The sequence below is a fragment of the Pseudomonas sp. AC211 genome (genome assembly GCF_979258055.1).
Map to the genome: position 1 here is coordinate 1,331,209 of NZ_OZ409830.1, position 20,519 is coordinate 1,351,727.

Annotated in this window: 19 protein-coding genes and 1 pseudogene; 10 read left to right on the forward strand and 10 right to left on the reverse strand. The window is 56.6% G+C overall.

What is annotated here, in order from left to right:
* Window positions 1-85 precede the first annotated feature (85 nt).
* Together ACZZZP_RS06500 and ACZZZP_RS06505 are read left to right on the forward strand one after the other, a co-directional pair.
* Window positions 86-385: a hypothetical protein gene (locus ACZZZP_RS06500; protein WP_463536384.1), complete on the forward strand. Its 300-nt coding sequence runs from the start codon at window positions 86-88 to the stop codon at window positions 383-385.
* 11 nt (window positions 386-396) lie between these two features.
* The gene (locus ACZZZP_RS06505) at window positions 397-588 is read left to right on the forward strand and encodes a PLDc N-terminal domain-containing protein (RefSeq protein ID WP_122451337.1); all 192 of its coding nucleotides are present in this window, start codon (window positions 397-399) and stop codon (window positions 586-588) included.
* 11 nt (window positions 589-599) lie between these two features.
* Here ACZZZP_RS06505 and ACZZZP_RS06510 read toward each other — a convergent pair whose 3' ends face one another.
* Together ACZZZP_RS06510 and ACZZZP_RS06515 are read right to left on the reverse strand one after the other, a co-directional pair.
* On the reverse strand, window positions 600-1,073 hold the full coding sequence (locus ACZZZP_RS06510) for a methylated-DNA--[protein]-cysteine S-methyltransferase (RefSeq protein WP_463382184.1): 474 nt from the start codon (window positions 1,071-1,073) through the stop codon (window positions 600-602).
* A 3-nt stretch (window positions 1,074-1,076) separates the two neighbouring features.
* Window positions 1,077-1,967, reverse strand: coding sequence for a DNA-3-methyladenine glycosylase family protein (locus ACZZZP_RS06515; RefSeq protein WP_463382185.1), 891 nt, complete (start codon window positions 1,965-1,967; stop codon window positions 1,077-1,079).
* Window positions 1,968-2,161: 194 nt separating this feature from the next.
* On the opposite strand from ACZZZP_RS06515, the gene speE reads away from it, so the two are divergent.
* Complete coding sequence (gene speE / locus ACZZZP_RS06520; protein WP_122496737.1) at window positions 2,162-3,022, forward strand: polyamine aminopropyltransferase; 861 nt, start codon at window positions 2,162-2,164, stop codon at window positions 3,020-3,022.
* 220 nt (window positions 3,023-3,242) lie between these two features.
* Complete coding sequence (locus ACZZZP_RS06525; protein WP_463536385.1) at window positions 3,243-5,339, forward strand: LTA synthase family protein; 2,097 nt, start codon at window positions 3,243-3,245, stop codon at window positions 5,337-5,339.
* Between the two features lie 374 nt (window positions 5,340-5,713).
* Here ACZZZP_RS06525 and ACZZZP_RS06530 read toward each other — a convergent pair whose 3' ends face one another.
* From ACZZZP_RS06530 to ACZZZP_RS06545, 4 genes are all read right to left on the reverse strand, one after another.
* Window positions 5,714-8,242 carry a penicillin acylase family protein gene (locus tag ACZZZP_RS06530; protein WP_463536386.1) on the reverse strand — a complete coding sequence of 843 codons (2,529 nt, stop codon included), beginning with the start codon at window positions 8,240-8,242 and terminating at the stop codon, window positions 5,714-5,716.
* Between the two features lie 46 nt (window positions 8,243-8,288).
* Window positions 8,289-8,987 carry a glutathione binding-like protein gene (locus ACZZZP_RS06535; RefSeq protein WP_463536387.1) on the reverse strand — a complete coding sequence of 233 codons (699 nt, stop codon included), beginning with the start codon at window positions 8,985-8,987 and terminating at the stop codon, window positions 8,289-8,291.
* A 316-nt stretch (window positions 8,988-9,303) separates the two neighbouring features.
* Entirely contained in the window at window positions 9,304-9,510 is a 207-nt protein-coding gene (locus tag ACZZZP_RS06540; RefSeq protein WP_463382187.1) for an SEC-C metal-binding domain-containing protein, read from the reverse strand.
* Between the two features lie 7 nt (window positions 9,511-9,517).
* Window positions 9,518-10,012, reverse strand: coding sequence for an LEA type 2 family protein (locus tag ACZZZP_RS06545; RefSeq protein ID WP_122496747.1), 495 nt, complete (start codon window positions 10,010-10,012; stop codon window positions 9,518-9,520).
* Window positions 10,013-10,156: 144 nt separating this feature from the next.
* On the opposite strand from ACZZZP_RS06545, the pseudogene ACZZZP_RS06550 reads away from it, so the two are divergent.
* From ACZZZP_RS06550 to ACZZZP_RS06565, 4 genes and pseudogenes are all read left to right on the forward strand, one after another.
* Window positions 10,157-10,722, forward strand: a pseudogene (locus tag ACZZZP_RS06550) (hypothetical protein).
* A gap of 1,157 nt (window positions 10,723-11,879) precedes the next feature.
* Window positions 11,880-12,869 carry a hypothetical protein gene (locus tag ACZZZP_RS06555; protein ID WP_463536388.1) on the forward strand — a complete coding sequence of 330 codons (990 nt, stop codon included), beginning with the start codon at window positions 11,880-11,882 and terminating at the stop codon, window positions 12,867-12,869.
* 192 nt (window positions 12,870-13,061) lie between these two features.
* Entirely contained in the window at window positions 13,062-13,517 is a 456-nt protein-coding gene (locus tag ACZZZP_RS06560; RefSeq protein WP_463382189.1) for a hypothetical protein, read from the forward strand.
* A gap of 455 nt (window positions 13,518-13,972) precedes the next feature.
* Window positions 13,973-14,539 (forward strand): recombinase family protein, encoded by a 567-nt coding sequence (locus tag ACZZZP_RS06565; protein WP_463382190.1) that lies wholly within the window; start codon window positions 13,973-13,975, stop codon window positions 14,537-14,539.
* 619 nt (window positions 14,540-15,158) lie between these two features.
* Here the strand turns inward: ACZZZP_RS06565 and ACZZZP_RS06570 are convergent.
* The 4 genes from ACZZZP_RS06570 to ACZZZP_RS06585 all read right to left on the reverse strand — a co-directional run bounded on the left by ACZZZP_RS06570 (window position 15,159) and on the right by ACZZZP_RS06585 (window position 18,808).
* Window positions 15,159-15,587, reverse strand: coding sequence for a hypothetical protein (locus ACZZZP_RS06570; protein WP_463382191.1), 429 nt, complete (start codon window positions 15,585-15,587; stop codon window positions 15,159-15,161).
* Window positions 15,588-16,071: 484 nt separating this feature from the next.
* A complete protein-coding gene (locus tag ACZZZP_RS06575; RefSeq protein WP_463536389.1) occupies window positions 16,072-17,859 on the reverse strand; it encodes a recombinase family protein in 1,788 nt (595 codons plus the stop codon).
* Window positions 17,808-18,305: a YchJ family protein gene (locus ACZZZP_RS06580; RefSeq protein ID WP_463384665.1), complete on the reverse strand. Its 498-nt coding sequence runs from the start codon at window positions 18,303-18,305 to the stop codon at window positions 17,808-17,810. Before ACZZZP_RS06580 ends, ACZZZP_RS06575 begins: the two co-directional genes overlap by 52 nt.
* A 5-nt stretch (window positions 18,306-18,310) precedes the next feature.
* Entirely contained in the window at window positions 18,311-18,808 is a 498-nt protein-coding gene (locus ACZZZP_RS06585) for a DUF6231 family protein (RefSeq protein WP_463382194.1), read from the reverse strand.
* A gap of 131 nt (window positions 18,809-18,939) precedes the next feature.
* Here ACZZZP_RS06585 and ACZZZP_RS06590 point away from each other — a divergent pair, with 131 nt between their 5' ends.
* The gene (locus tag ACZZZP_RS06590) at window positions 18,940-19,638 is read left to right on the forward strand and encodes a PA1041 family peptidoglycan-binding anchor lipoprotein (protein ID WP_122496753.1); all 699 of its coding nucleotides are present in this window, start codon (window positions 18,940-18,942) and stop codon (window positions 19,636-19,638) included.
* 184 nt (window positions 19,639-19,822) lie between these two features.
* On the forward strand, window positions 19,823-20,482 hold the full coding sequence (locus ACZZZP_RS06595) for an OmpA family protein (protein ID WP_463382195.1): 660 nt from the start codon (window positions 19,823-19,825) through the stop codon (window positions 20,480-20,482).
* Window positions 20,483-20,519 lie beyond the last annotated feature (37 nt).

Genomic DNA, 20,519 nt, shown 5'->3' on the forward strand with positions numbered 1-20,519 from the left:
ACTAACCGGCGGCGCCGCGACAAAGGCGGAACCTCGTCGCCCCCGCCAGGCTCTTTAGAGAACACCTGTCGCGACGGGAAACGCCATGTTTCTGGACTTCGATTACTACGCCTACCGCTACTGGTTTTTCGCCGCCCTGGCGTTGCTGGTCGCGCTGCACGTATGGGCCGGCTACAACGTGGTGAAAAGCCCGCTGGCCCGGCAACTGAAAGTGCTGTGGATCAGCCTGCTGGTGCTGTTTCCGCTGCTCGGGTTTTCAATTGGTATGTCATGGGGCCGCGCGCTGGGGTGGCGCGCCGACCTTAAGCGCGAGCGCAATCACAGTGATGGCACAAATCCTGAACCTAACCTGCGGCCGACTATCCTAGAAGAGCAATCCCACTAAGGAGCATCACCATGGGTTCTGGTTTTAACGGCCTGATCGGCCTGATCATTCTCGCGCTGGATATCTGGGCAATCATTAACGTGCTGAAAAGCGGCGCCGAGACCGGCATGAAAGTGCTGTGGGTGCTGTTGATCGTGCTGCTGCCGGTGCTGGGCCTGATTATTTGGGCGATCGCCGGGCCGCGCGGCAACGTGCGCATCTGACGCTGCACGCGCTACAGCAGCCAGGCACCCTCCAGTTGCAACAGCAACTGTTTGCGCTCCAGGCCACCGGCATAACCGGTGAGGGTGCCATTGCTGCCGATCACACGGTGGCAGGGAATGACCACGGCAATCGGGTTGGCGCCATTGGCGGCGCCCACCGCACGCACGGCTGACGGGCGTTCGATGCGCTGCGCCAGATCGGCATAACTGCAGGTGCGCCCGAACGGAATCGCCTGCAACGCCGTCCATACTTCCTGCTGAAACGGCGTGCCCAGCGGCGCCACGCGCAGCTGGAATTGCTGACGTCGACCGGCGAAATAGTCGTCCAACTGCCGACACACCTCATCCAGTTCCGCATCAGCGGCCTGCCAGTTTTCGTTCAGTTCCCACGGCTGCGCGCCGTCCATGTGCAACAAGCGCAAGCCTTGCTCATCGCCGGCAATTAGCAGCGGACCGATAGGGCTGTCGTGGTAGCGGTAGTGCATCGGTCATTCCTCCGGTTCGGCGTAGCTTTGCCACAGGTACATGGCGGCGTAGGCGCGCCACGGTCGCCAGGCTTCGGCCTGGGCGGTGAGGGCCGGCGCGGTGATGCCGGCGCCGCCCCAGAGTTTGGCTTTCAGCAGGCCGAGGTCGCTGGCGGGAAAGGCATCCGCTACGCCAAAGGCCCGCAAGGCAATGTACTGCGCGGTCCATGGGCCGATGCCGGGCAGGGCGCGCAAGCGTTCGATCAAATCGTCGACGCCGTCATCGGCATGCAGCGCCAGGCGGCCATCACACACCGCGCGGGCGAAACCTTGCAAGGTGGCGACCCGCTTGCCGGGCATGCCGATGCCCGCCAGGTCCGCCTCGGCGATGGCCTGTGGCGTGGGGAACAGGCGGTTCGGGCCGTCTGCTGGCGCGTCGGCCAACTCGTCGCCCAGGCGTTTCACCAGACGGCCGACGATGGTCACCGCTGCTTTTACCGTCACTTGCTGGCCAACAATGGCGCGCACCGCTTGCTCGAACGGATCGAACGCAGTGGGAATGCGCAGCCCCGGGTAGCGGGCGACCAGCGCTGTCAGTTGGGCATCCTGGCTCAGGTGGCGGGCGATCAGCGTGGTGTCGGTGTCCAGATCGAACATGCGCTGCACCCGCGCGCTGAGCAGGGGCGTTAAGGACGCGGCGGATGGGCTCACGGTCAGCTCAAGCGCGCCGTGTTCTGGCACATGGCGCAGCGCAAACCAGCCGCAAACATCGCCGACCCGAACGGTGCGCAAGTAACCCTCGGCACTCACCCGCTCCATATCCGGTAAGCAGCGCAGGGCAAAGTAGGCGTGGAACTGCTGCCAATTCCACGGTGGCACATAAGGCAGGAGCAGGGGGGCGGTTGCTGTGTTCATGGCGATAACGATAGCGACTTGGCCGCGCGCCTGTCTCTCCCGTTCTTGCTGTTGAATTCGCTGCGGGGCGGCTGCGAGAGAGGTTCGACCTGTCATGGCCGGCCACGTAGAATGCGCCGCTTGCCTGGAGCCGACGCGCTCCAGCCCCGATTTTTTCCGCGCCCGTTCACGGCGCGGCGCAGAGGAGCAACGCCATGAGCGACTATCAGGAAACCCTCTACGAAGGCTACGGCCAACGTTTTCGCATGGACAAACTGCTGCACGAAGTGCGCACCGAACACCAACACCTGGTGATTTTCGAAAATCCGCGCATGGGCCGCGTCATGGCCCTGGACGGCGTGATCCAGACCACCGAAGCCGACGAATTCATCTACCACGAGATGCTCACCCACGTGCCGATCCTGGCCCACGGCGCCGCGCGCCGGGTGCTGATCATCGGTGGTGGCGACGGCGGCATGCTGCGTGAAGTGAGCAAACACCGTAGCGTCGAACACATCACCATGGTCGAAATCGACGGCACGGTGGTGGACATGTGCAAAGAGTTTCTGCCGCGCCATTCCAACGGCGCTTACGAGGACCCGCGCCTGAACCTGGTGATCGACGACGGCATGCGCTTCGTTGCCACCACCACGGAAAAATTCGACGTGATCATTTCCGACTCCACCGACCCGATCGGCCCGGGCGAAGTGCTGTTCTCGGAAAACTTCTACCAAGCCTGCCGCCGCTGCCTGAACGAGGGCGGCATTCTGGTGACCCAGAACGGCACACCCTTTATGCAACTGGACGGCGTGCAAAACACCGCCGGGCGCATGAACGGTTTGTTCGCCGACTGGCATTTCTACACGGCAGCGGTGCCCACCTACATTGGCGGCGCCATGACCTTCGCCTGGGGCGCAACGCAACCGGGCCTGCGCGACTTGCCGCTCGACACCCTGCGCCAGCGCTTCGCCGCCAGTGCAATTGTGACCCGCTATTACAACCCCGACGTGCACCTGGGCGCCTTCGCCCTGCCGCAGTACGTGCTGGAAGCCATCGGCAAAGCCGATAACGCCTGATCTTGCGCTGAACCCTGTGGGAGCGGCTTTAGCCGCGATGCGGTTGATGGCCAAAAAGCATCGCGGCGAAAGCCGCTCCCACAGGACCTCATCAGGCCGTTTCTAAACGAAATTTTCACATTCACTCGCTGAATATTCGCGGCTTCGCTTCTGGTGGGGCGGCGGAGTATTCTTCGTCACCCTTTTTTTCATGCACGTCTAACCAGTGAGTTTCGGACACATGGCACGATCGGACGCTCTGAGCAGTTCTTCCGTTTCTACGCGCGGCCCCTTTACGCTGAAAAGCCATTTGCTTTTCACCTTTTCCAGCGCCTTTGCGCTGTTGGTGATGTACACGCTGCTGCGCGTGGCGCTGCTGGTGTACAACCGCGAGCTGATCGGTCAGGACACCGTGGCGACCTTCGCCGAAGCCTTTTTCAACGGTATGCGCTTTGACCTGCGGGTGATTGTTTACGCCTGTGCGCCGTTGCTGATCGCGATCCTGATTCCGGCCGCCATGGCCCGCCGAGGCTGGATGCGCGTGTGGCTGACGTTCTTCGCCAGCGTCACGCTGTTCCTCGGCCTGACGGAGCTGGACTTCTACCGCGAGTTTCACCAGCGCCTGAACAGCCTGGTATTCCAATACTTCCAGGAAGACCCGAAAACCGTACTGAGCATGCTCTGGAACGGTTTCCCGGTTGGCCGCTATCTGCTGGCGTGGGCCGTGGCGACCTGGCTGCTGTGGAAGCTGTTCAAGGGTCTGGACCTGCTCAGCCGTCCCCGTGGCGCATCCACCTTGGCGGTTGGTCCTGCGCAAAGCCGCACCTCGTGGCCGCTGCGCGGTGTGGCGTTCGTGTTGTGCCTGGTGCTCGCCGTACTGGCCGCCCGTGGCACCTTGAAGCAAGGCCCGCCGCTGCGCTGGGGCGACGCCTATACCACCGAGTCGATGTTCGCCAACCAACTGGGCCTTAACGGCACCTTGACCTTGGTGTCTGCGGCCTCGGCCAGTTTCTCGTCTCATCGTCAGAACGCCTGGAAATCCACCATGGCCGACGGCGATGCGCAGGAAATCGTGCGCAAAATGATCCTCACGCCCCACGACGTATTGGTCGATGCCGACAAGGCCGCGATCCGTCGTGACTTCACGCCGCCGGCTGATGGCACCTTGCCGGGTGTGAAAAACGTGGTGGTGATTCTGATGGAAAGCTTCGCCGGCCACTTCGTTGGCGCCTTGGGCAGCCCACTGAACATCACGCCGGAGTTCGACAAGCTGGCCAAAGAGGGCGTGTTGTTCGACCGCTTCTTCTCCAACGGCACCCACACGCACCAGGGCATGTTCGCCACCATGGCGTGCTTCCCCAACCTGCCAAGCTTCGAGTATTTGATGCGCATGCCCGAGGGCAACCACAAATTCTCCGGTTTGCCGCAACTGCTCGATGCCCGCGACTTCGACAACCTGTACGTCTACAACGGCAACTTCCAGTGGGACAACCAGTCCGGATTCTTCAGCAACCAGGGCATGACCAACTTCATCGGCCGCGAAGACTTCGTCGACCCGGTGTTTATGGACCCGACCTGGGGCGTGTCCGACCAGGACATGTTCGACCGCGGCGCCAAAGAGCTGGCCACCAATTTTGGCCAGAAGCCGTTCTATGCGCTGCTGCAAACCCTGTCCAACCACACGCCGTACGCGTTGCCGGCCAACTTGCCGGTTGAACGGGTGAACACGGGCAGCAGCTCGGACGAGCACCTGACCGCCATGCGTTATTCGGATTGGGCGTTGGGCCAGTTCTTCGAAAAAGCGCGCAAGGCGCCGTACTTCAAAGACACCCTGTTTGTGATTGTTGGCGACCACGGTTTCGGCAGCGACGAACAACTGACCGAGATGGACCTCTTCCGCTTCAACGTGCCGTTGCTGCTGATCGGCCCAGGCATTCAGGAAAAATTCGGCCCGCTGCGCCACACCGTTGGCACCCAGATCGACATCGTGCCGACCATCATGGGTCGCCTCGGTGGCCAGGTGCGTCACCAATGCTGGGGCCGCGACCTGCTGACCCTGCCCGAAGGCGACCACGGCATCGGCGTGATCAAACCCTCGGGCGGCGAGCAGACCGTGGCCATCGTTACGCCGGAGCGCATCCTGATCCAACCCAAAGGCTTCGAACCGCGCCTGTACGACTACCAGCTCGGCGCCAAAGCCAGCGCCACCCGCGTACCGGGTGACATTGATCCTGAGCTGAAAAAGCAGCTGGAAGCCTTCCTGCAAACCGCCACCAAGAGTCTGCTGGACAACACCGCCGGGGTCGTGGACGGGATGCCGGACAAAGACCCGGATTGATCGTAGTTAATTAGTTTTCAGGCCAGGCCAATCGCGGCTAAAGCCGCTCCCACAGGAATTCATACAACCTGTAGGAGCGGCTTTAGCCGCGATGCTTTTTGAGCGATGCAACACCTGGTCGCGCCAGGCAAATCACCAAATCCCAGGCAAAAAAATAGGCGCCTTAGGTGGCGCCCGGAGAATCAAACGATGCATAAGGTCTGAACAACGCCACCCGGCAAAGTTCAACCGTGCGTGGGCTCCAAACCTGTTTTCACGTTCTACCAACCAAAGAAAGGGCACCCGAAGGTGCCCTAAAAAGATCTATGGAGTAAGTCCACTTTCTCTGAGTCAGCGGCTGTACGAATAGTTCCGCCAGCCCCGACGAAAGTTCTTCACTTGCCCGGCGTAAGCATCAGCCGTTTGGTGCCGTACACCTTGTCCAGGTTTTGCGACTGGAACGGGAACGTCATGTACTGGCCTTTCAACCAGGCATCAATGCCGTCGGCATAGTGCGGGCTAGCCGGGTTGCCGGATTGGCCGGTGCTGTTCAGGCCCATCATCGGTTCCGGTTGCGCGAAGTCGACGACGATGCGCATGGCCGGAATCAGCCAGGTATCGAAGTCTTTGCCCCAGTGGTACGCCGCCGCGTTCAAGGTGGTGTGGTCGCCGCCAGCCGCGTACGGCCCGCGGTCGAGATAACCCTTGATGGCATTCACACCAGTGGCGTCGCTGCCGCTCATGTACTTGGCCATTTGCGTGGAGTCGGTGGCGAAGGTGTAGCTGTGCAGCTTGCCCCACTGCCAGGCCGCGCGGTCGGCGCCCAGTTTGCTTTCACACAGGGCGACCGCCGCCGCCAAGCTGCGCGCCAGAATCGCGGGCTTGTCTTCTTTTTGCGGCGTCTTTACGTCGTCCCAGAACAGGCTGTCGTCGCGGCCGAGCAAATGATCAGCCGGAGCCGAGTAAGAGAGGTCGGTGGTATCGGCCAGCGCTTTCCACGCGGCGCTGGTGTCCGGGCCGAGTTCGTCGAGGAAGGTCTGGCGCATGCTTTCTTGCAGGAAGGCTTCGTACAGCGCGGCGTCGGCTGACGTGGCGCGCAGGTTGCCGTCGAACGCCATCAGGCGGCTATACGCTTCACGGGCTTTGGCGCGGTCGGCAGCGGGCAGGGCGTCGATGGCTTTTTTCAGCGGCTGGGCCATGCCCGGCGCTTCGAACATGCCTTGCAGCTTGGCCACGAACGGCGAGGTTTGGTCGTACTGCATGGCGATCATGCTTTTCGCGTCGTGCTTGCCGGCACCCGCCAGTTGGGCGATGCGCTCGCCACGTTCCGGGTAGTACCAGGAATTGGACAATTGCATGCCGTAGCCACGGGGAATGGTGCGTTGATTGGCGGTGCCCAGCCAGCCTTGCGCGGGGTCCTGATCGTAGGGGTGCAGCATCGGGTCGGCATAACCGTCCCAGTCGTATTGACCATTCCAGCCCGGCGATGGCAGCAGGCCCAAACCGGCACGGCGGTTGGGGTAACGGCCGGTCACTTGCCAGCCAATGTGCTGCGCGTCGGCAAACACCAGGTTCAGCGGGATGGCGCGAATCTCACGCGTCGCGTCGAAGGCTTGGTCCACCGATTGGGCGCGCGACAGGTTGAAGAACGCATCCAGGGTTTTGTCGCCGTCGAGCGACGCGCTTTGTAGCGCCAGGCCGTAACCGCTGCTGATTTGCAGTGGCTGCAACATATGTTTGCGCTCGCCTAGCACGCTATTGAGCAGCGGGCCGTGGCGGGTTTCATAAATGGCTTCGCGCACCGGGCGCTGGCCTTTGATAAAGAAGGTTTCCTGCCGCACCTTGGCGGCCACCCACTTGCCGTCGGCCTCGTATAACACCTGGCTGCCCTGGCGTTTGATCTTCTCCAGGAACAGGTCCTGGTTGTCGCCCATGACCATGGTCATGGCCCACGCCAGCTTGCCGTTGAAGCCTGCGACCACGGCGGGCACACCGGCAATCGAGACGCCAGCGGCCTGGAATTTCGGCGAGCGGATTTGCACATAGTTCCACGCCGAGGGCATGGAAATCGGCAGGTGCGTGTCGTTGGCCAGCAAGCTTTTACCGCCACGGCTGCGCTGCGGTGCGATGGCCCAGTTGTTGGACGCGGCAACGCCGAGCATGTCCAGCCCGGCAATTTGTTCGGTGACCTTGCCGAGCGCGCCCAAGCCCTGAATCTGCCCGCTGAGCACCAAGCCCTTGAGCTTGTCGGCTTCCTCGAACGGCAAAGGTTCGTCGGGGTAGGTGGGTGTCAGCCAGGCGAGCTTGTCGCTGCCGACTTTTTGCGCCAGCGCCAGGGAGGCGATTTCTTCCTGCAGGTTTACCGACAAGCCGAAGTTCATCAGGCAGAAAATCAGCGCCGAATCTTCCGGTTTCCAATACGCCGGTTTCACCCCGGACTCGGCCAGGTCCATCGGCAGTTTGTCTTGGTAGCGGTACAGGTAAGCGTTGACCCCACGGGCATACACCTCGAAGAACTTCTTCATGCGCGGCGAGGCGTTTTTGTACAGCACGTCGGCGCTTTGCTTGAGGTTCACCGCGCGCATAAAGCGGTCGATTTCCAGGGCACCCGGCCCGACCATTTCCGACAAACGTCCTTCAGCCATCAGCCGCATGCCCACCATCTGGCTCAGGCGATCGCCCGCATGCACATAGCCGAGGGCGAAGAGGGCGTCGTGGAAGGTGGTGGTTTCAATCAGCGGCATGCCCATGGCGTTGCGGCGGATCGACACGCTTTGTGCCAGGCCCTTGACCGGCTGAATGCCGGTGGTGGGCGGCAGGCTGTCGGCGTAGTGGCTGTCGAGCCAACTCTGACACCCGCTGAGACTCACGGCGCCCACCAGGGCGGCGGCAGCTGTGAGACGCGTGAAGAATGGCGACGCCATGGTGTGAAGCTCCTGCAAGAATCAATAAAAAACGGCAGGCGCTACGTTAGTGAGGCGCCCGCCGCCGCGCAAGCGACCACGGGCGTTGGGCGGGCGTTATTTTTTTCGGCTGCGGATTGATCCGTTCGGCCAATGCATAGGCACGCACCGTCGCCGGCCGCGCCTTGATGGCGTTGAACCAGCGTTGCAGATTGGGGAAGTCGTCGAGGTTCTGCTGCTGGCGCTCGTGGGGCACGATCCACGGGTAGCTGATCATGTCGGCGATGGTGTACTCATCGCCGCAGATGAACGTGCGGCCTTCCAACTGCTTATTCAGCACGCCATACAGCCGCGCGGTTTCATCCACATAACGCTTCATCGCGTAGGGAATTTTTTCCGGCGCAAACATATTGAAGTGATGATTCTGCCCAGCCATCGGCCCCAAGCCGCCCATTTGCCAGAACACCCATTGCAGGCACTCCTGACGGCCGCGCAAATCGGCGGGAATAAACGCGCCGGTCTTCTCGGCCAGGTACAACAAAATCGCCCCCGACTCGAAAACCGACAGCGGCTCACCGCCGTCAGCGGGTTCGTCATCCACGATGGCGGGAATGCGGTTGTTGGGGGAAATCTTCAAAAAGTCCGGCGCAAACTGCTCGTTCTTTCCGATGTTGATCGGATGCACCTTATAAGGCAGCCCGGCCTCTTCCAAAAACAGCGAAATCTTGTGGCCGTTGGGCGTGGTCCAGTAATACAGATCGATCATCGGAAAGCTCCGTTAAGACGTGTAGTTAACTGACTGAAGGGAGAGGGGAAGGTTCAGCACACAGCGCAGCGGCCGTGTTTTGCGTTTGCAGGGATTCGCGGCTGAAGCCGCTCCTACAACATCAAAATCACCTCACCTGTAGGAGAGGCTTCAGCCTCGATGCCCTTGATCTTCAAATGGACTACGCCCATTCAAGATCGAGCGAGCTAGAGCAGTGCAAGGCAAAAATGGATTTTGAAGCGCAGTTGGCTGTAGCCAATGAGCATTCAAAATCCATTTTTAACGCAGCAATGCCGACGCGCAGCCGATCGGTTACTTACACCCCATGGCACTTCTTGAATTTCTTCCCGCTCCCGCACGGGCACGGATCATTACGACCCACATCCTTCAACGCATTGCGCACCGGCTCCTGGTGCCCATGGTTGCAGTCCGGGCCATGCACGTGGCCGTGGTCGTGGTGGTGATGGTCGTGATCATGGTCGTGGTTGCAGTCAGGACCGTGGACGTGGGGTTCTTGGCTCATTGCAGACTTACTCCGGAATAAAATCGCCGGGAATTATCTCGCCATTTCGCTCCAGGTGCACGCTCGCGCCGAACAACACGCCGGTTTCGGCCACGCCGTAGAAGCGGTAGCGGATCGGCTGGTCGTGTTTTTCCAGCATTTTTGCGATGGGCTTGAGGTTGCGCCAGAGGTTGGTGCGCAGCGGAATCTTGATGCGCCGGTGGCCGTTGGCCGGCACGGTGGCCCACACGTCGGACTCGCCGTCGGCCAGTTTGATGTCGTTCAAATACAGGCTGAAGGTCATGCCACGAATGGGCAGATCGCGGTCGTTGGGGTTGTCGAGGCGCAGGTGCAGCAGAAATTCCTGCTCCACCAGTTTGGCTTTGATCACATCGACTTTTTGCAACTGCACCGTGGGGTCTTGCAGGTCGCCGGCGAACCACGAGCAGCCGCCCAAGCCCGAAGCCAGGCTAAGCAAAAAAATGATGGCGATGTGTGTGCTGCGGATGGCGCGCTGCCGCATGGCGAACTCCCTAGTTGGCCGAGTGTGTCGCAAGCCGCAGGTTCCGGGCAACGTGTTGTTTATATAAAAAAATCTACGCCATACTTGATCGCGTGTGAAACGCGGACCCGCCTCGGACAGGCCGCCTCGGAAAGGAGTGTGACGATGAGCCGCTACGAGATTGCTTTCTCTGGACAACTGGTGCCAGGCGCCCAGTTGGACCTGGTGAAAGCCAATATGGCCAAGCTGTTCCAGGCCGATGCCCAGCGCATTGCCTTGCTGTTTTCCGGGCGCCGCCTGGTGATCAAGAACAACCTCGACGAAGCCGCCGCAGAGAAATACCGGGCGACCATTGAGCGCGCTGGTGCGGTGGTCGAGGTCTGCAACATGGACGTCGAAATCGAAGAAGTGGAAATGGCGCCGCCGCCCCTTACGAGCCGCCAGCGCCGGCGCCCGCACCGGTCGCCGCCGCCAGCAACTCGGGCACGCCGAAACCGTTAGTCGTTGCCCCGCGTGACGAATACATGGCCGCGTTCAGCGACGTGGAGGCACCCGATTTCGGCATCGCGCCGGTCGGTGTCGATTTACAAGATCAGAAGCCAGAGCCGGTCGCGCCAAAGGTCGACCTCAGCCAGTTCAGCCTGGCGCCAGCGGGCAGCGATATGGGCCAGGCGAAAACCGCCCCGGCCGGCCCGCCGCCAGATATTTCGCATTTGAAGTTGCAGGAATAAAAGCATCGAGGCTGAAGCCTCTCCCACGCTAAATCGTTGCCTTGTGGGAGAGGCTTCAGCCTCGATAGTGTTGAGCGCTATCCGCGTTCGCTAAACAAAACCCGCGCAACACTTCTTGGTCTTCTGCTACAAAAACCCACTAGTGACGGAAGCTACCCGCATGCATATAGGTGGGAAATCGTCTAGCCGCTATCTTAGGACGAGATATCAAGCGATAAACAACGTGGGGATCAGTCCTGATCATCCTAAATTGGGGTTTGGCTTAATTTCGATTCGGGTGACATCCCCGAGTTTGCTGGGGCGTATATAGTGAAAGATTAAGCCGGGTCAAATCGCCCTACGTTTATATCAGCAGGAAAAGCTATTTTTACGCACGAAACTATACACCAGCTACCTACATACCAATAATTACTATCCGCCTCTCTAAAGACCTCCTAGAGCCGTTTAAATGCTCTTTTAGGTATGGGTATAGCCATTATTTGATAGCAGAAAGAAGCTTACGAATTTCTTTTAAAACAAAATAAAAAAATTTGTTGCTTTACTAATTTAATTGTGAGTTACCTATTGACAAAGAGCACTTTTCGTGTTATAGTCGATCCCCTAAATCAGATGTTTAAAAAGTTTCTCCCTGTGACTCCAAACCATGTCGTCCAGGGTGATATGAAGAGCTGCCTGATTCAGCTCTTCGTCTGTAAGCCGGAAGATAAGAAAGGTTGGAAGGCTTACATTGCTGGGGGGCCACCCCCAGTCAATATTCCTAGCGCTGCTGCTGCGCAAATAGATGCCCCTTGATTGGGGCATTTATTTTTCCGGCAAAAGTTGCGCATACAATTTAACGATATAGGAGGCACGCCATAGCGACTGTCACGAGACCCTGCGCCTGTTGTGGGGCAGCAATGAAGTGTAAGCGGGGAACAAGAAAGTATTGTTCCGTACGCTGCCAAGTGAGGACATACCGGCAACACGTAGTAAAACCAGCGTTACAAGATGACGCTCCTAGTAATCAATAAGAGGAACAATGCATAAGTGTAATTGTTACAACTGCGGAAACAGCTTTACATCTAAGAAAAGAAATGCACGCTACTGCTCAAAGACCTGCTTCGGCTGCCACCGAACCAAGCTAATTGAGTCAGGGCTTCGGCAGGGAGGCGGCTATTATGCCAAAGCTCAGCCGTAAGACCTGCCCACCATGCAAAAAGAAATTCACACTCAAAAGACCTAACCAGTTGTATTGCTCGGCCAGATGCACAGCCAAGGCGAATCGCAGAAAGAAGGAAAAGCTGGAGTTCCACAACACGGCGTTCGGTAGCTGGCTCGTTCGGAAGTGCCAGAATTCCAGGACTGTGCAAATTCTCACAAATGTTGATCTACCTCAACTGTATACGCTTTGGCTGTATTGTAAGAAAGCTAATGGCTTAGGAATCCAACCGACCGCTAACAATCCTCGATACGAGATCAGCCACATTGCCCCGGCTACTGACGCGGAAGTAATGGGGACACTTCATCCGCTGAATTTGGTTGTCGCCCCCGGCCCGTATAACCGAGAAAGGCACAATGCTTGGGACGGACATTCTGGTAAATGGATTTCGCTACATCATTTAAGCCCGGAGTGGGAAATTGAGAAAGGAGATAAGGTTGAGGCTGTATCTAAGCTGATTCAGCGGTTCATACCTGAAAGCTTTGAAAGATTGCTGGCGGAATTTAGACTTCAGCTTAGTGCAAGGCAAAAAATGCTAGCTCGTTTGGTTTCGCAAGGAGTCGGGATCAAGTCGGCACTGACCAAACTGACTTATGAGCAACTTGAAGACTTGAGTAAAGCGAACCCAATCTTCCCAAAACGCTCAACAATGATAAAGAAACTGCTAGAGCGCTCCCTAAGCGCTCCAGCCGAGCAAATCCTTTCTTGCATGTCTGATAGCGAGATTGAGGAATTGTATACAGGATTGATACAGCCCAAGCGATTCACTTTGCCTAGAGCAACACCTTATCAAGTGTATGTTCACGAAGCAGAGCGAATGGGGTTGAGCCCTGCCGAATACTTCTGTTTCAACGAGAACCAATCGGAATTTTGGGACCACGTTCACGGGGCACCGCTAACCGTGGAATTCTCACACAATACCGATAACGACTACCGCAATTACTACTAGCAGCATGTAGTGTAACGAAGTGGACACTGAATCGGGCTACAACACTAGTGCCATGTACGTTTCAGCGAATTTTGCCACGACATAATCGGCAAGATTCATTGACGAGCGTTTAACGCTCAAATACAGCTGGCTTGCCAGCAATAGCAGTACGCAATAGCGACTGACGTCGCCAATAATAGGAATAATTCATTGATGAACAAGTACCAGACATTTGTACCCGCAACATTCACCAAAGAAGAGCTACAGAAGCGAATCGAGAAGGCTCATAGACGTTATGACCAGTATCAGATGCTAGAAACCTACGATTTCTTAGATTTCCTAACGCAGTTTAGAAAATTCGAATCCGAAGGATTTACTCTAGATACCGGCTTCTTACCGATGGTTTCTCCCTTGGCATCAACATGCCAATTTCTAGCTCGATTTACAAAGCCAGCAAAGGTCATTAAGGCTGAACTAGGCGAGCTAGATAAGGTAGTCACCGCCGAGTATCACGCTTTCCTTGAAGCGGAAAAGCAACGCGCAATTGAAGCTATGGCTCAACGCCTGATTGCTGAAGAGAAGGAGAAGCGTGCCAAGGCTGAAGAAGAAGAACTGGCTAAGAAATTGGAAGAAGCCAGAATCGAAGCAGCTGAGATTCTTGGAGTATGAGTATTGCTAGCGCCCTAATGAGTTTCTTGGAAACAGTGACGCTGAAGCGACCTAACACTAAGGAGAAGCAAAACTCCCCAGCTAGTGACGCTCCTTTCGGAATCGGCAACGCAAAGACTTGAGTTGCTTACAACGTGGCTAGCCAGCCGGGAAACTACGCCGGAAGGCTCTGAAGCTGCACCAGCCCCAGCACCAGCAGCCGATAGCGTGGAATCGTCCGTCTACCAACTGTTGCAGCAGCAGGAGGCACGAAAGGGAAAGCCACGGACTCGCAAGTCTTCCGCGAATACAGGCTAAGGGTTAGCGCCTGCCTCTGAATCAGGTGGTGTCAAAAACGACCGTTTGTGAGCTGTGCGAAAGCAGCTCACAAATAGGTGTCATAACATAGGGGTTGCAGTTATGAGCCCAATGGATATAATGACACCACGTAATTGACACCCTTGAGGCTTCCATCCATGTCCCGCACCTTCGCTTACTGCCGTGTTTCGACCTCGACTCAAACAACCGAGAATCAGGTTCAAGAAATCAAAGCCGCTGGCTTCGATCTTCAACCTCAACGGGTTATTGAGGAAACGATTTCAGGCAGCACCAGCGCCAGCGAGCGTAAGCAGTTTTCCGTACTGCTGGATCGCATGGAAGCTGGGGACGTGCTGGTAGTCACAAAGCTGGACCGTCTAGGTCGCAACGCTATAGACGTACAAACAACCGTCCGCCTGCTCGAAGGCAAGGGCATCCGCGTTCATTGCCTAGCGCTTGGCGGCGTAGACCTCACAAGTGCAGCAGGCAAGATGACCATGGGCGTACTGGCAGCAGTAGCTCAGTTTGAACGCGACCTACTCATTGAGCGCACTCAGTCGGGCTTGAGCCGTGCAAAGAGCGAAGGCAAGACACTAGGCCGCCCAGTGGTTGCAGATAAGGAAGCTGTGCAATCGCTTAAGGCCAAGCAGCTAAGCCAGTCCGCTGTAGCTAAGGAGCTAGGCGTTAGCTTGAGCACTGTGAAGCGTATGTGGAACGTGGCTTAACGCCCTGTATCGCTCGCAGTAAGCGGTAAAGCGGGTAGGTATCACCCTCCTTATCCCTCTGATATTCGCGGAAAGCTGGCTCTAAAGGCTGGCCGTCCTGCCGGGGGTTAAGCCAATCTGAGAGCGAACCGGATATTCCACCCGACGAGAATGAGCCGCTAGCATTGAGAAGCGGGGCTCTCAGCGCAGGGGCAAGGGTTGTCAGAAAATCGACATAGAGCGTGCGGCATCGACTTTTGAGACAGACTGCCATCCGATTGCTATTCTTGCCGTCTCGCTTCTAACGTTCGGGAGGGTCGCAGTGATGGAGACAAAGATCGTCTACGTGCGCGATGGCAAAGAGCACTCAATAACGATTGAGACGCGACTGGTTCCTAACCCACTGGCTGTAAGGTTCGTAGTTATAGAGCACGAGCTTGGAAAGCACAGAGACTTAGTAGCTCAGGAAGAGCCCGTGTTTCTGGATGACCTGTTGAGTCAGATGGGAATCCGCATCCTTAGTACGTTTCGCACAGGCGAGACTAAATCAGTCGAGGCTACTGAGCCAAAGTGAGTAGGGAAAAACCGAGCCTTGCGGCTCGTCCATCTTGGAACCTACTCAAAAATCGACTGGAGATTTCTAGGATTTGGTCTTCGCTGCTTTATCGGCTTTGAAGCCACGGATGATCCACGCGATGAACCAGCCGATAAGATAGAGTCCCACGCTGAATGCCGTCCAAGCTATAACTCCCGTGAAAGCAACGTTCGCCCTACGGTCCGGCAGCTGGTCCAGCTTCGATTGCAGTTTTGCCATCTTTTCAGCCTTAGCCTGACGTACATCCGCCTGAGTCACAGGTGACCTTTTAGCGTCAGGATACAACTCAGGAATTTTCAGCTCATGTAGCCGTTCGCTCTCCATTTTTTGAAGAGTGATCGATGAAATGACGCTTTCGTATTCCTCGATCAACCTCTTCTCACTAGGTAACTCTTTCAACGTTGCGAAGAATATAAAGCAACCGAATGAAACAGATGCAAAAACCCACAGTCGCTGCCATCCGTTCAGCTTCATTTTCATTGCTCCTTGAGTTAGTAGAGACATTAAGCTGCTATGACTTGAGCGACGACGCCAATAATGGCTACAACTGCAGCGAAAACAGCAATGTACGTAGCTACCTTAACTCGATCCGTTTCTTCGCGCATCCCCGAAAGCACTGAGGCCATTAGTGGGAAATTAATACATTTGCCATCGCTTCCAACCTGTTTTTCAAAAAACGACACGTTTGACCCATCTCTCCTTGTGTATCCGTATTTTTCCTTCCATATGGTAATAAAGCCTGCCAAAAACTATGTCTCCGTCTGTTTTGAGTTTTTCTGCAATTAGCTTGCAGTCAATTGGGACGAAAATTTTGGTCTGTCTCTGGTTTTGGCGTCCGACGACGAAGTTTCGAAAGTCTTCTGTGTATATCTCATAAATTTTTTCTAGTATTTGCTGATCGGTAGGTAGTTTCACTTTTCCTCCGGAATTTCATGCGTAAACGTTCAGTTTCGGCAGCTTACTCCGAGTTGTCGTCTTTACCAATCCCTAGAAATCTGTCATTTACGATCTTCAAAGCATCCGGCGGAAGCATGTCCCAAGACTCAGTCTTGGCAAGCAAGGCTTGAAAGGATGTTAGCTCCCCTTGAAGTTCTTGGAGATCGAAGTATTCATCCCGGAACGCCTCGAAGCGCAATTCGTTTCTTTCATGAACAAAATAAAACAGTAGGTGGTCAGTAGAGGTGAAAAAAAGTTTGGGTGTAGTGTTCTCGTCAGTGGCGAAGTACATTTCGTCGCATCTGCCTCGTTTTAGTACGAACAAGTATATGCCGAGTCTTTTAATTAAATTATTGGCCGACACTCGTCCTTCGTATGACTTCAAGTCTAACTTATTGAAAAATTGGTCCTTGTTAATAACTTTGTCAGTGGCTAATTGTTCAGTCAGCAGCTTTCGTTTTTGATCAAGCGCTTCAATGTCCTTCTCAAGCTGTTGTAAAAGTTTGGCGGTGATACGGGAGGGGAATTCTGAGTGAGTTGCCTCGGCTTCAGTCTGTTTATTCTTTAACTCGGTCAAACGTCCATCTAGTATTGATAATTCGCGTTGCAAGCGACCGGAGCTATCTTGCACTAGAGACAAGCTATCGACTTTAGCCAGCATTTGCTTAAAAACTAACTCTGCGCGATCCGCTCCGACTATCCCAGCTGAACATGTGCCTTTTGCCTTATATGAGCATTCGTAGTACTTGCGTCTCCTTTTCTTGCCTTGGAGATGCATGGCTGCCCCGCATTGGTAGCAATTCAATATGCCCGCAAGGATATTGAAGTTTTCAGTGGTCTTGGTAACTTTGTACGTTTTTCGCGACGATCTAGCTGCTTGAGCTAGATAGAACTCTTCCTCGGTAACCACAGCAGGGAAATACCCACTGATTGGCTCACCATCCGGCGTTCGCTTTCCATCTATGAATATGTGAGGTTGGAACTCTCCCAGCGTAGCGCGGCTGTCGAGAATGTTCCTAACAGTACTGAAACCCCAAAGGCCGCTGAGGTTTCTTCTGCCAGAAGAGAAAGTCGGAATACCCTCTTGATTGAGTTGTGCAGCAATGGACCGCGATCCATATCCCTTGGTGGACAGGTCGAAGATGCGTCTCACGATCGCAACGTTTTCAACATTCAGCTCATAGCGTTCTGGTGTAGCTATAAGCCACAGAGGACACAGCTTACCGATGGGCTTGCCAGTCTCGCGGGCTTGCTGATGCTTGTTCCTCCACGCCGAAGAGACCCTTTTCCCTTTAATAGCTGATTCTTCGTGAGCACGTGCCATGGAGATGATCGAAATAATCAAATCAAGCTCGTTGTATTCCTTCGTATACAGTCGCTTATCCGTGCTGGTGTAGACGTTAATTCCCTTTGCTAACAAGTCGAGAAAGCGGGGTAGGGCATCACGCACTTTCTCCCGTGAAAGCCGATCCAGAGACTCGACAACTAAGTAGCTGCCGGTGGGGATGGTGCCGTCTTCGACGAAGCCTAGGAATCGAGCCAGCTCGCCAGTGTCGTCAAGATGCTTTCCTTTATAGGCTGATCGCCCTGCATCAAAGAACAAGTACTCCTTAGGGTCGGCCAGCTCTAGCTCGTTTTCTTCACAGAAGGCCTTGGCTGCTTTCACCTGCCTTGCATAGCTATCACCGGATGACTGTTTTGCCGAGCTAAAACGGATATAGCTGAAAACCTTACCCACAGGTGTGCTGCCTAATTGACTCAAAGTGAGTAATTGTAGCAACACTTCTTGAATTTCAAACCACCGCCACACGGACACGGATCATTGCGTGTTGCCTTCAAAGGCACCGTGCTGTCGATGAAATACCAACGCCCGTCGTTCTGCACAAACCCCGACCGCTCCCGGTGCGCGTGTTCGCCGGCGCCGTCGTGCCAGCGCGCGGTGAAGGTGACAAAGGCGTGCTCGGGTTTGCCACCGTGCACTTCGGCACTTTCCACCTCCAAGCCCAACCAGGTGCTTTGCGCGCTCCACACGTGCATGGCTTCGGTGTCGAGCGCGGGCTGTTGGGCGGGCAGGGTGGTGCTTTTGAGGTAGTCGATGCGGCCCAGCACATAGGCGCTGTAGCGCGAGCGCATCAGGGTTTCGGCGCTCGGTGCTGGCGTGCCGTCGTGGTAATGGCCGCAGCAGGCACTGAGCAAATTGCCGCTGCCGCAAGGGCAGGCGGTGTCGGAGGGTTGTGTTGTTGGCGAAGCCGGCATGAACGCTACCACCAGTACTTTCCAAAATTTTCCGGGTTGGCCCAGAACTTCGCGTTGAGCCAGTCCGGCACCTGTTTGTACTCACGCAAGTCGTAGGTGAACAGGGTGAGAACCTGAGCGTCGCGCTGGAAGCGTTCGCTGGCTTGCAGTGCCAGGGCGAACAGGTCGGTGTCGTGCAACCCGCAAGCGGGCAGGTCGACCAAAACGGCCAGGCGACTGGCATTGAGATTGCGAATGCCGCCCAGCAGTTCCAGGCCGGTGCGTTTGGGCAGGTGTTCCAGGCAGTCGGCAATCAACGCCAGGTCGAAGCGTTGCGCGGCCAATTCGGCAGGCAGCGGGCCCGCCGGGGCGAACGCGCACACGCTGTCAGGGTGGGCCTGTTGGAACGCTTGCACGGCGGGAAAATCGTTGGCACCGACTACCAGCAAACGGGCTGGCGCGTAGCGGTCCAGCAGGGCGGCAACAGCCTGTTGAGGGGTGCGCGCAGAAAAGCTTTCAGTCATCGAAAATCCTCGAACATGAGCGACAAGCCTAGCTTGATGCAGCGATATGGCCTAGTGCTGGCGAATTCTAAAAGTGCCGTCTTTACTCCCTGAGTGTCGGTTTACGCCGATCCCATGAGGAGACTGTGCATATGAGCATCAAACGGACTGCAGTACCCCTGATCCTGTTGAGTACGTTGCTGACCGGCTGTGCCGGTTTACAGAAAACCGATTGGCCAACCTGTGCAGCGGTTGGTGGTGTAGGTGGTGCCGCGTTGGGCGCCATTGAAAGTTCGTCCTGGGCAGGCTGGGGCGCGTTAGGTGGCGCGGCGTTGGCAGCCGGTTATTGCTGGAGCCATGGCGACGGCGATGAAGACGGCGACGGCGTCCCAGACAGCCGCGACAAGTGTCCAGGCACGCCGCCGAACACGCAAGTGGATGCCAATGGCTGCCCACCGCCAGCGGTTGTGGAAGAAGTGGTTGAGAAAGTGGTCGTGGTTGAAGACGAAGTGATCGTAGTGCGCGATGTGCTGTTCGAGTTCGACTCGGCCAAGCTCACCGCTACCGACAAAACCAAACTCGACACCATCGCCACGCGCCTGAAAAGCGAAGCCCCGAACGCCAAGCTGACCGTCAGCGGGCATACCGACAGTGTCGGTTCGGACGCCTACAACCAGAAACTGTCCGAGCGCCGCGCGCAATCGGTGGCGGATTACCTGGTGGCCAATGGCGTGTCGCCTAACAACGTCGTAGACGTAGTAGGCGCCGGTGAAAGCATGCCGGTAGCGGACAACAAAACGGACGCGGGCCGTCAGTTGAACCGTCGCGTGGAAATCAAGATTCACCGCTAAACCCGTCGCTACCGTGTCCTGCCCTGCAGGGCACGGTAGGCGGACGTTCACCTTATCCAACGCATTGTTCAGGTCAGAACAGGCCAAACGGCAACAGCGCAATAAATAATGCCAACCCTATTGCGCGGGGCTGGTCTTTACTTCTGGAGCCGGCACCCGCCGGCGACTCAGGAGACTAAAAAAAATGCCAACCCTATCCTTTCGGGTCACGGTACCCCTTCTTCTCTTGGTCAGCAGTGTTCTGTCTGGTTGCTCGTCGACTTCAAGTAACGGAGACGCCCCGCTTAACCAGGGAAATTGGCCCATTTGCACCGTGTTTGGTTTGATTTGCTATGCCTTGGATGGAGACGACGATTCAGACGGCGTACACGACCGTCGCGACGTCTGCGCCGACACCCCCGCCAACACCCCGGTAAACAACAGTGGCTGCCCACTGCCGCAATACCCTGCGGCAACCCCGGCACCGCCACCAGAATCCGCCCCCGCGCCTAAGAACGAAACCATCGTGCTCAGCGACGCCGGCGACGTGCTGTTTGCCTTCGACTCGGCCGAGTTGAGCGAAAACGCCAAACACTCCCTGACGGAAATCAGCAAACGCCTGACCGGCGCGAGCCTGGTGAGCGTGCAGGTGGCCGGTCACACCGACAGCAAAGGCAGCGACGCGTATAACCAGAGCTTGTCGGAACGACGCGCACAAAGCGTGTCCAACTTCCTGACGGCCCAAGGCATACCGGCGCAAAAACTGTCGGTTGTCGGCTACGGCGAAAGCCAGCCGGTGGCCGATAACGGCAGCGACGAAGGCCGCGCGCAGAATCGCCGTGTCGAGTTGCATGTCAGCCACTAAGGCCAGTTGAGCAGTAAAGGAACGGGGGCCAGGTGCC

Excerpts from the sequence above, each read along its gene's own strand:
- ACZZZP_RS06595 (WP_463382195.1), top strand. The coding sequence starts at position 19,823 with ATGCCAACCCTATCCTTTCGGGTCACGGTACCCCTTCTTCTCTTGGTC.
- ACZZZP_RS06530 (WP_463536386.1), bottom strand. The coding sequence starts at position 8,242 with ATGGCGTCGCCATTCTTCACGCGTCTCACAGCTGCCGCCGCCCTGGTG.
- ACZZZP_RS06525 (WP_463536385.1), top strand. The coding sequence starts at position 3,243 with ATGGCACGATCGGACGCTCTGAGCAGTTCTTCCGTTTCTACGCGCGGC.
- ACZZZP_RS06580 (WP_463384665.1), bottom strand. The coding sequence starts at position 18,305 with ATGCCGGCTTCGCCAACAACACAACCCTCCGACACCGCCTGCCCTTGC.
- ACZZZP_RS06500 (WP_463536384.1), top strand. The coding sequence starts at position 86 with ATGTTTCTGGACTTCGATTACTACGCCTACCGCTACTGGTTTTTCGCC.
- ACZZZP_RS06515 (WP_463382185.1), bottom strand. The coding sequence starts at position 1,967 with ATGAACACAGCAACCGCCCCCCTGCTCCTGCCTTATGTGCCACCGTGG.
- ACZZZP_RS06545 (WP_122496747.1), bottom strand. The coding sequence starts at position 10,012 with ATGCGGCAGCGCGCCATCCGCAGCACACACATCGCCATCATTTTTTTG.
- ACZZZP_RS06555 (WP_463536388.1), top strand. The coding sequence starts at position 11,880 with ATGCCAAAGCTCAGCCGTAAGACCTGCCCACCATGCAAAAAGAAATTC.
- ACZZZP_RS06590 (WP_122496753.1), top strand. The coding sequence starts at position 18,940 with ATGAGCATCAAACGGACTGCAGTACCCCTGATCCTGTTGAGTACGTTG.
- ACZZZP_RS06535 (WP_463536387.1), bottom strand. The coding sequence starts at position 8,987 with ATGATCGATCTGTATTACTGGACCACGCCCAACGGCCACAAGATTTCG.
- ACZZZP_RS06585 (WP_463382194.1), bottom strand. The coding sequence starts at position 18,808 with ATGACTGAAAGCTTTTCTGCGCGCACCCCTCAACAGGCTGTTGCCGCC.
- ACZZZP_RS06540 (WP_463382187.1), bottom strand. The coding sequence starts at position 9,510 with ATGAGCCAAGAACCCCACGTCCACGGTCCTGACTGCAACCACGACCAT.
- ACZZZP_RS06510 (WP_463382184.1), bottom strand. The coding sequence starts at position 1,073 with ATGCACTACCGCTACCACGACAGCCCTATCGGTCCGCTGCTAATTGCC.
- speE (WP_122496737.1), top strand. The coding sequence starts at position 2,162 with ATGAGCGACTATCAGGAAACCCTCTACGAAGGCTACGGCCAACGTTTT.
- ACZZZP_RS06505 (WP_122451337.1), top strand. The coding sequence starts at position 397 with ATGGGTTCTGGTTTTAACGGCCTGATCGGCCTGATCATTCTCGCGCTG.
- ACZZZP_RS06570 (WP_463382191.1), bottom strand. The coding sequence starts at position 15,587 with ATGAAGCTGAACGGATGGCAGCGACTGTGGGTTTTTGCATCTGTTTCA.
- ACZZZP_RS06560 (WP_463382189.1), top strand. The coding sequence starts at position 13,062 with ATGAACAAGTACCAGACATTTGTACCCGCAACATTCACCAAAGAAGAG.
- ACZZZP_RS06565 (WP_463382190.1), top strand. The coding sequence starts at position 13,973 with ATGTCCCGCACCTTCGCTTACTGCCGTGTTTCGACCTCGACTCAAACA.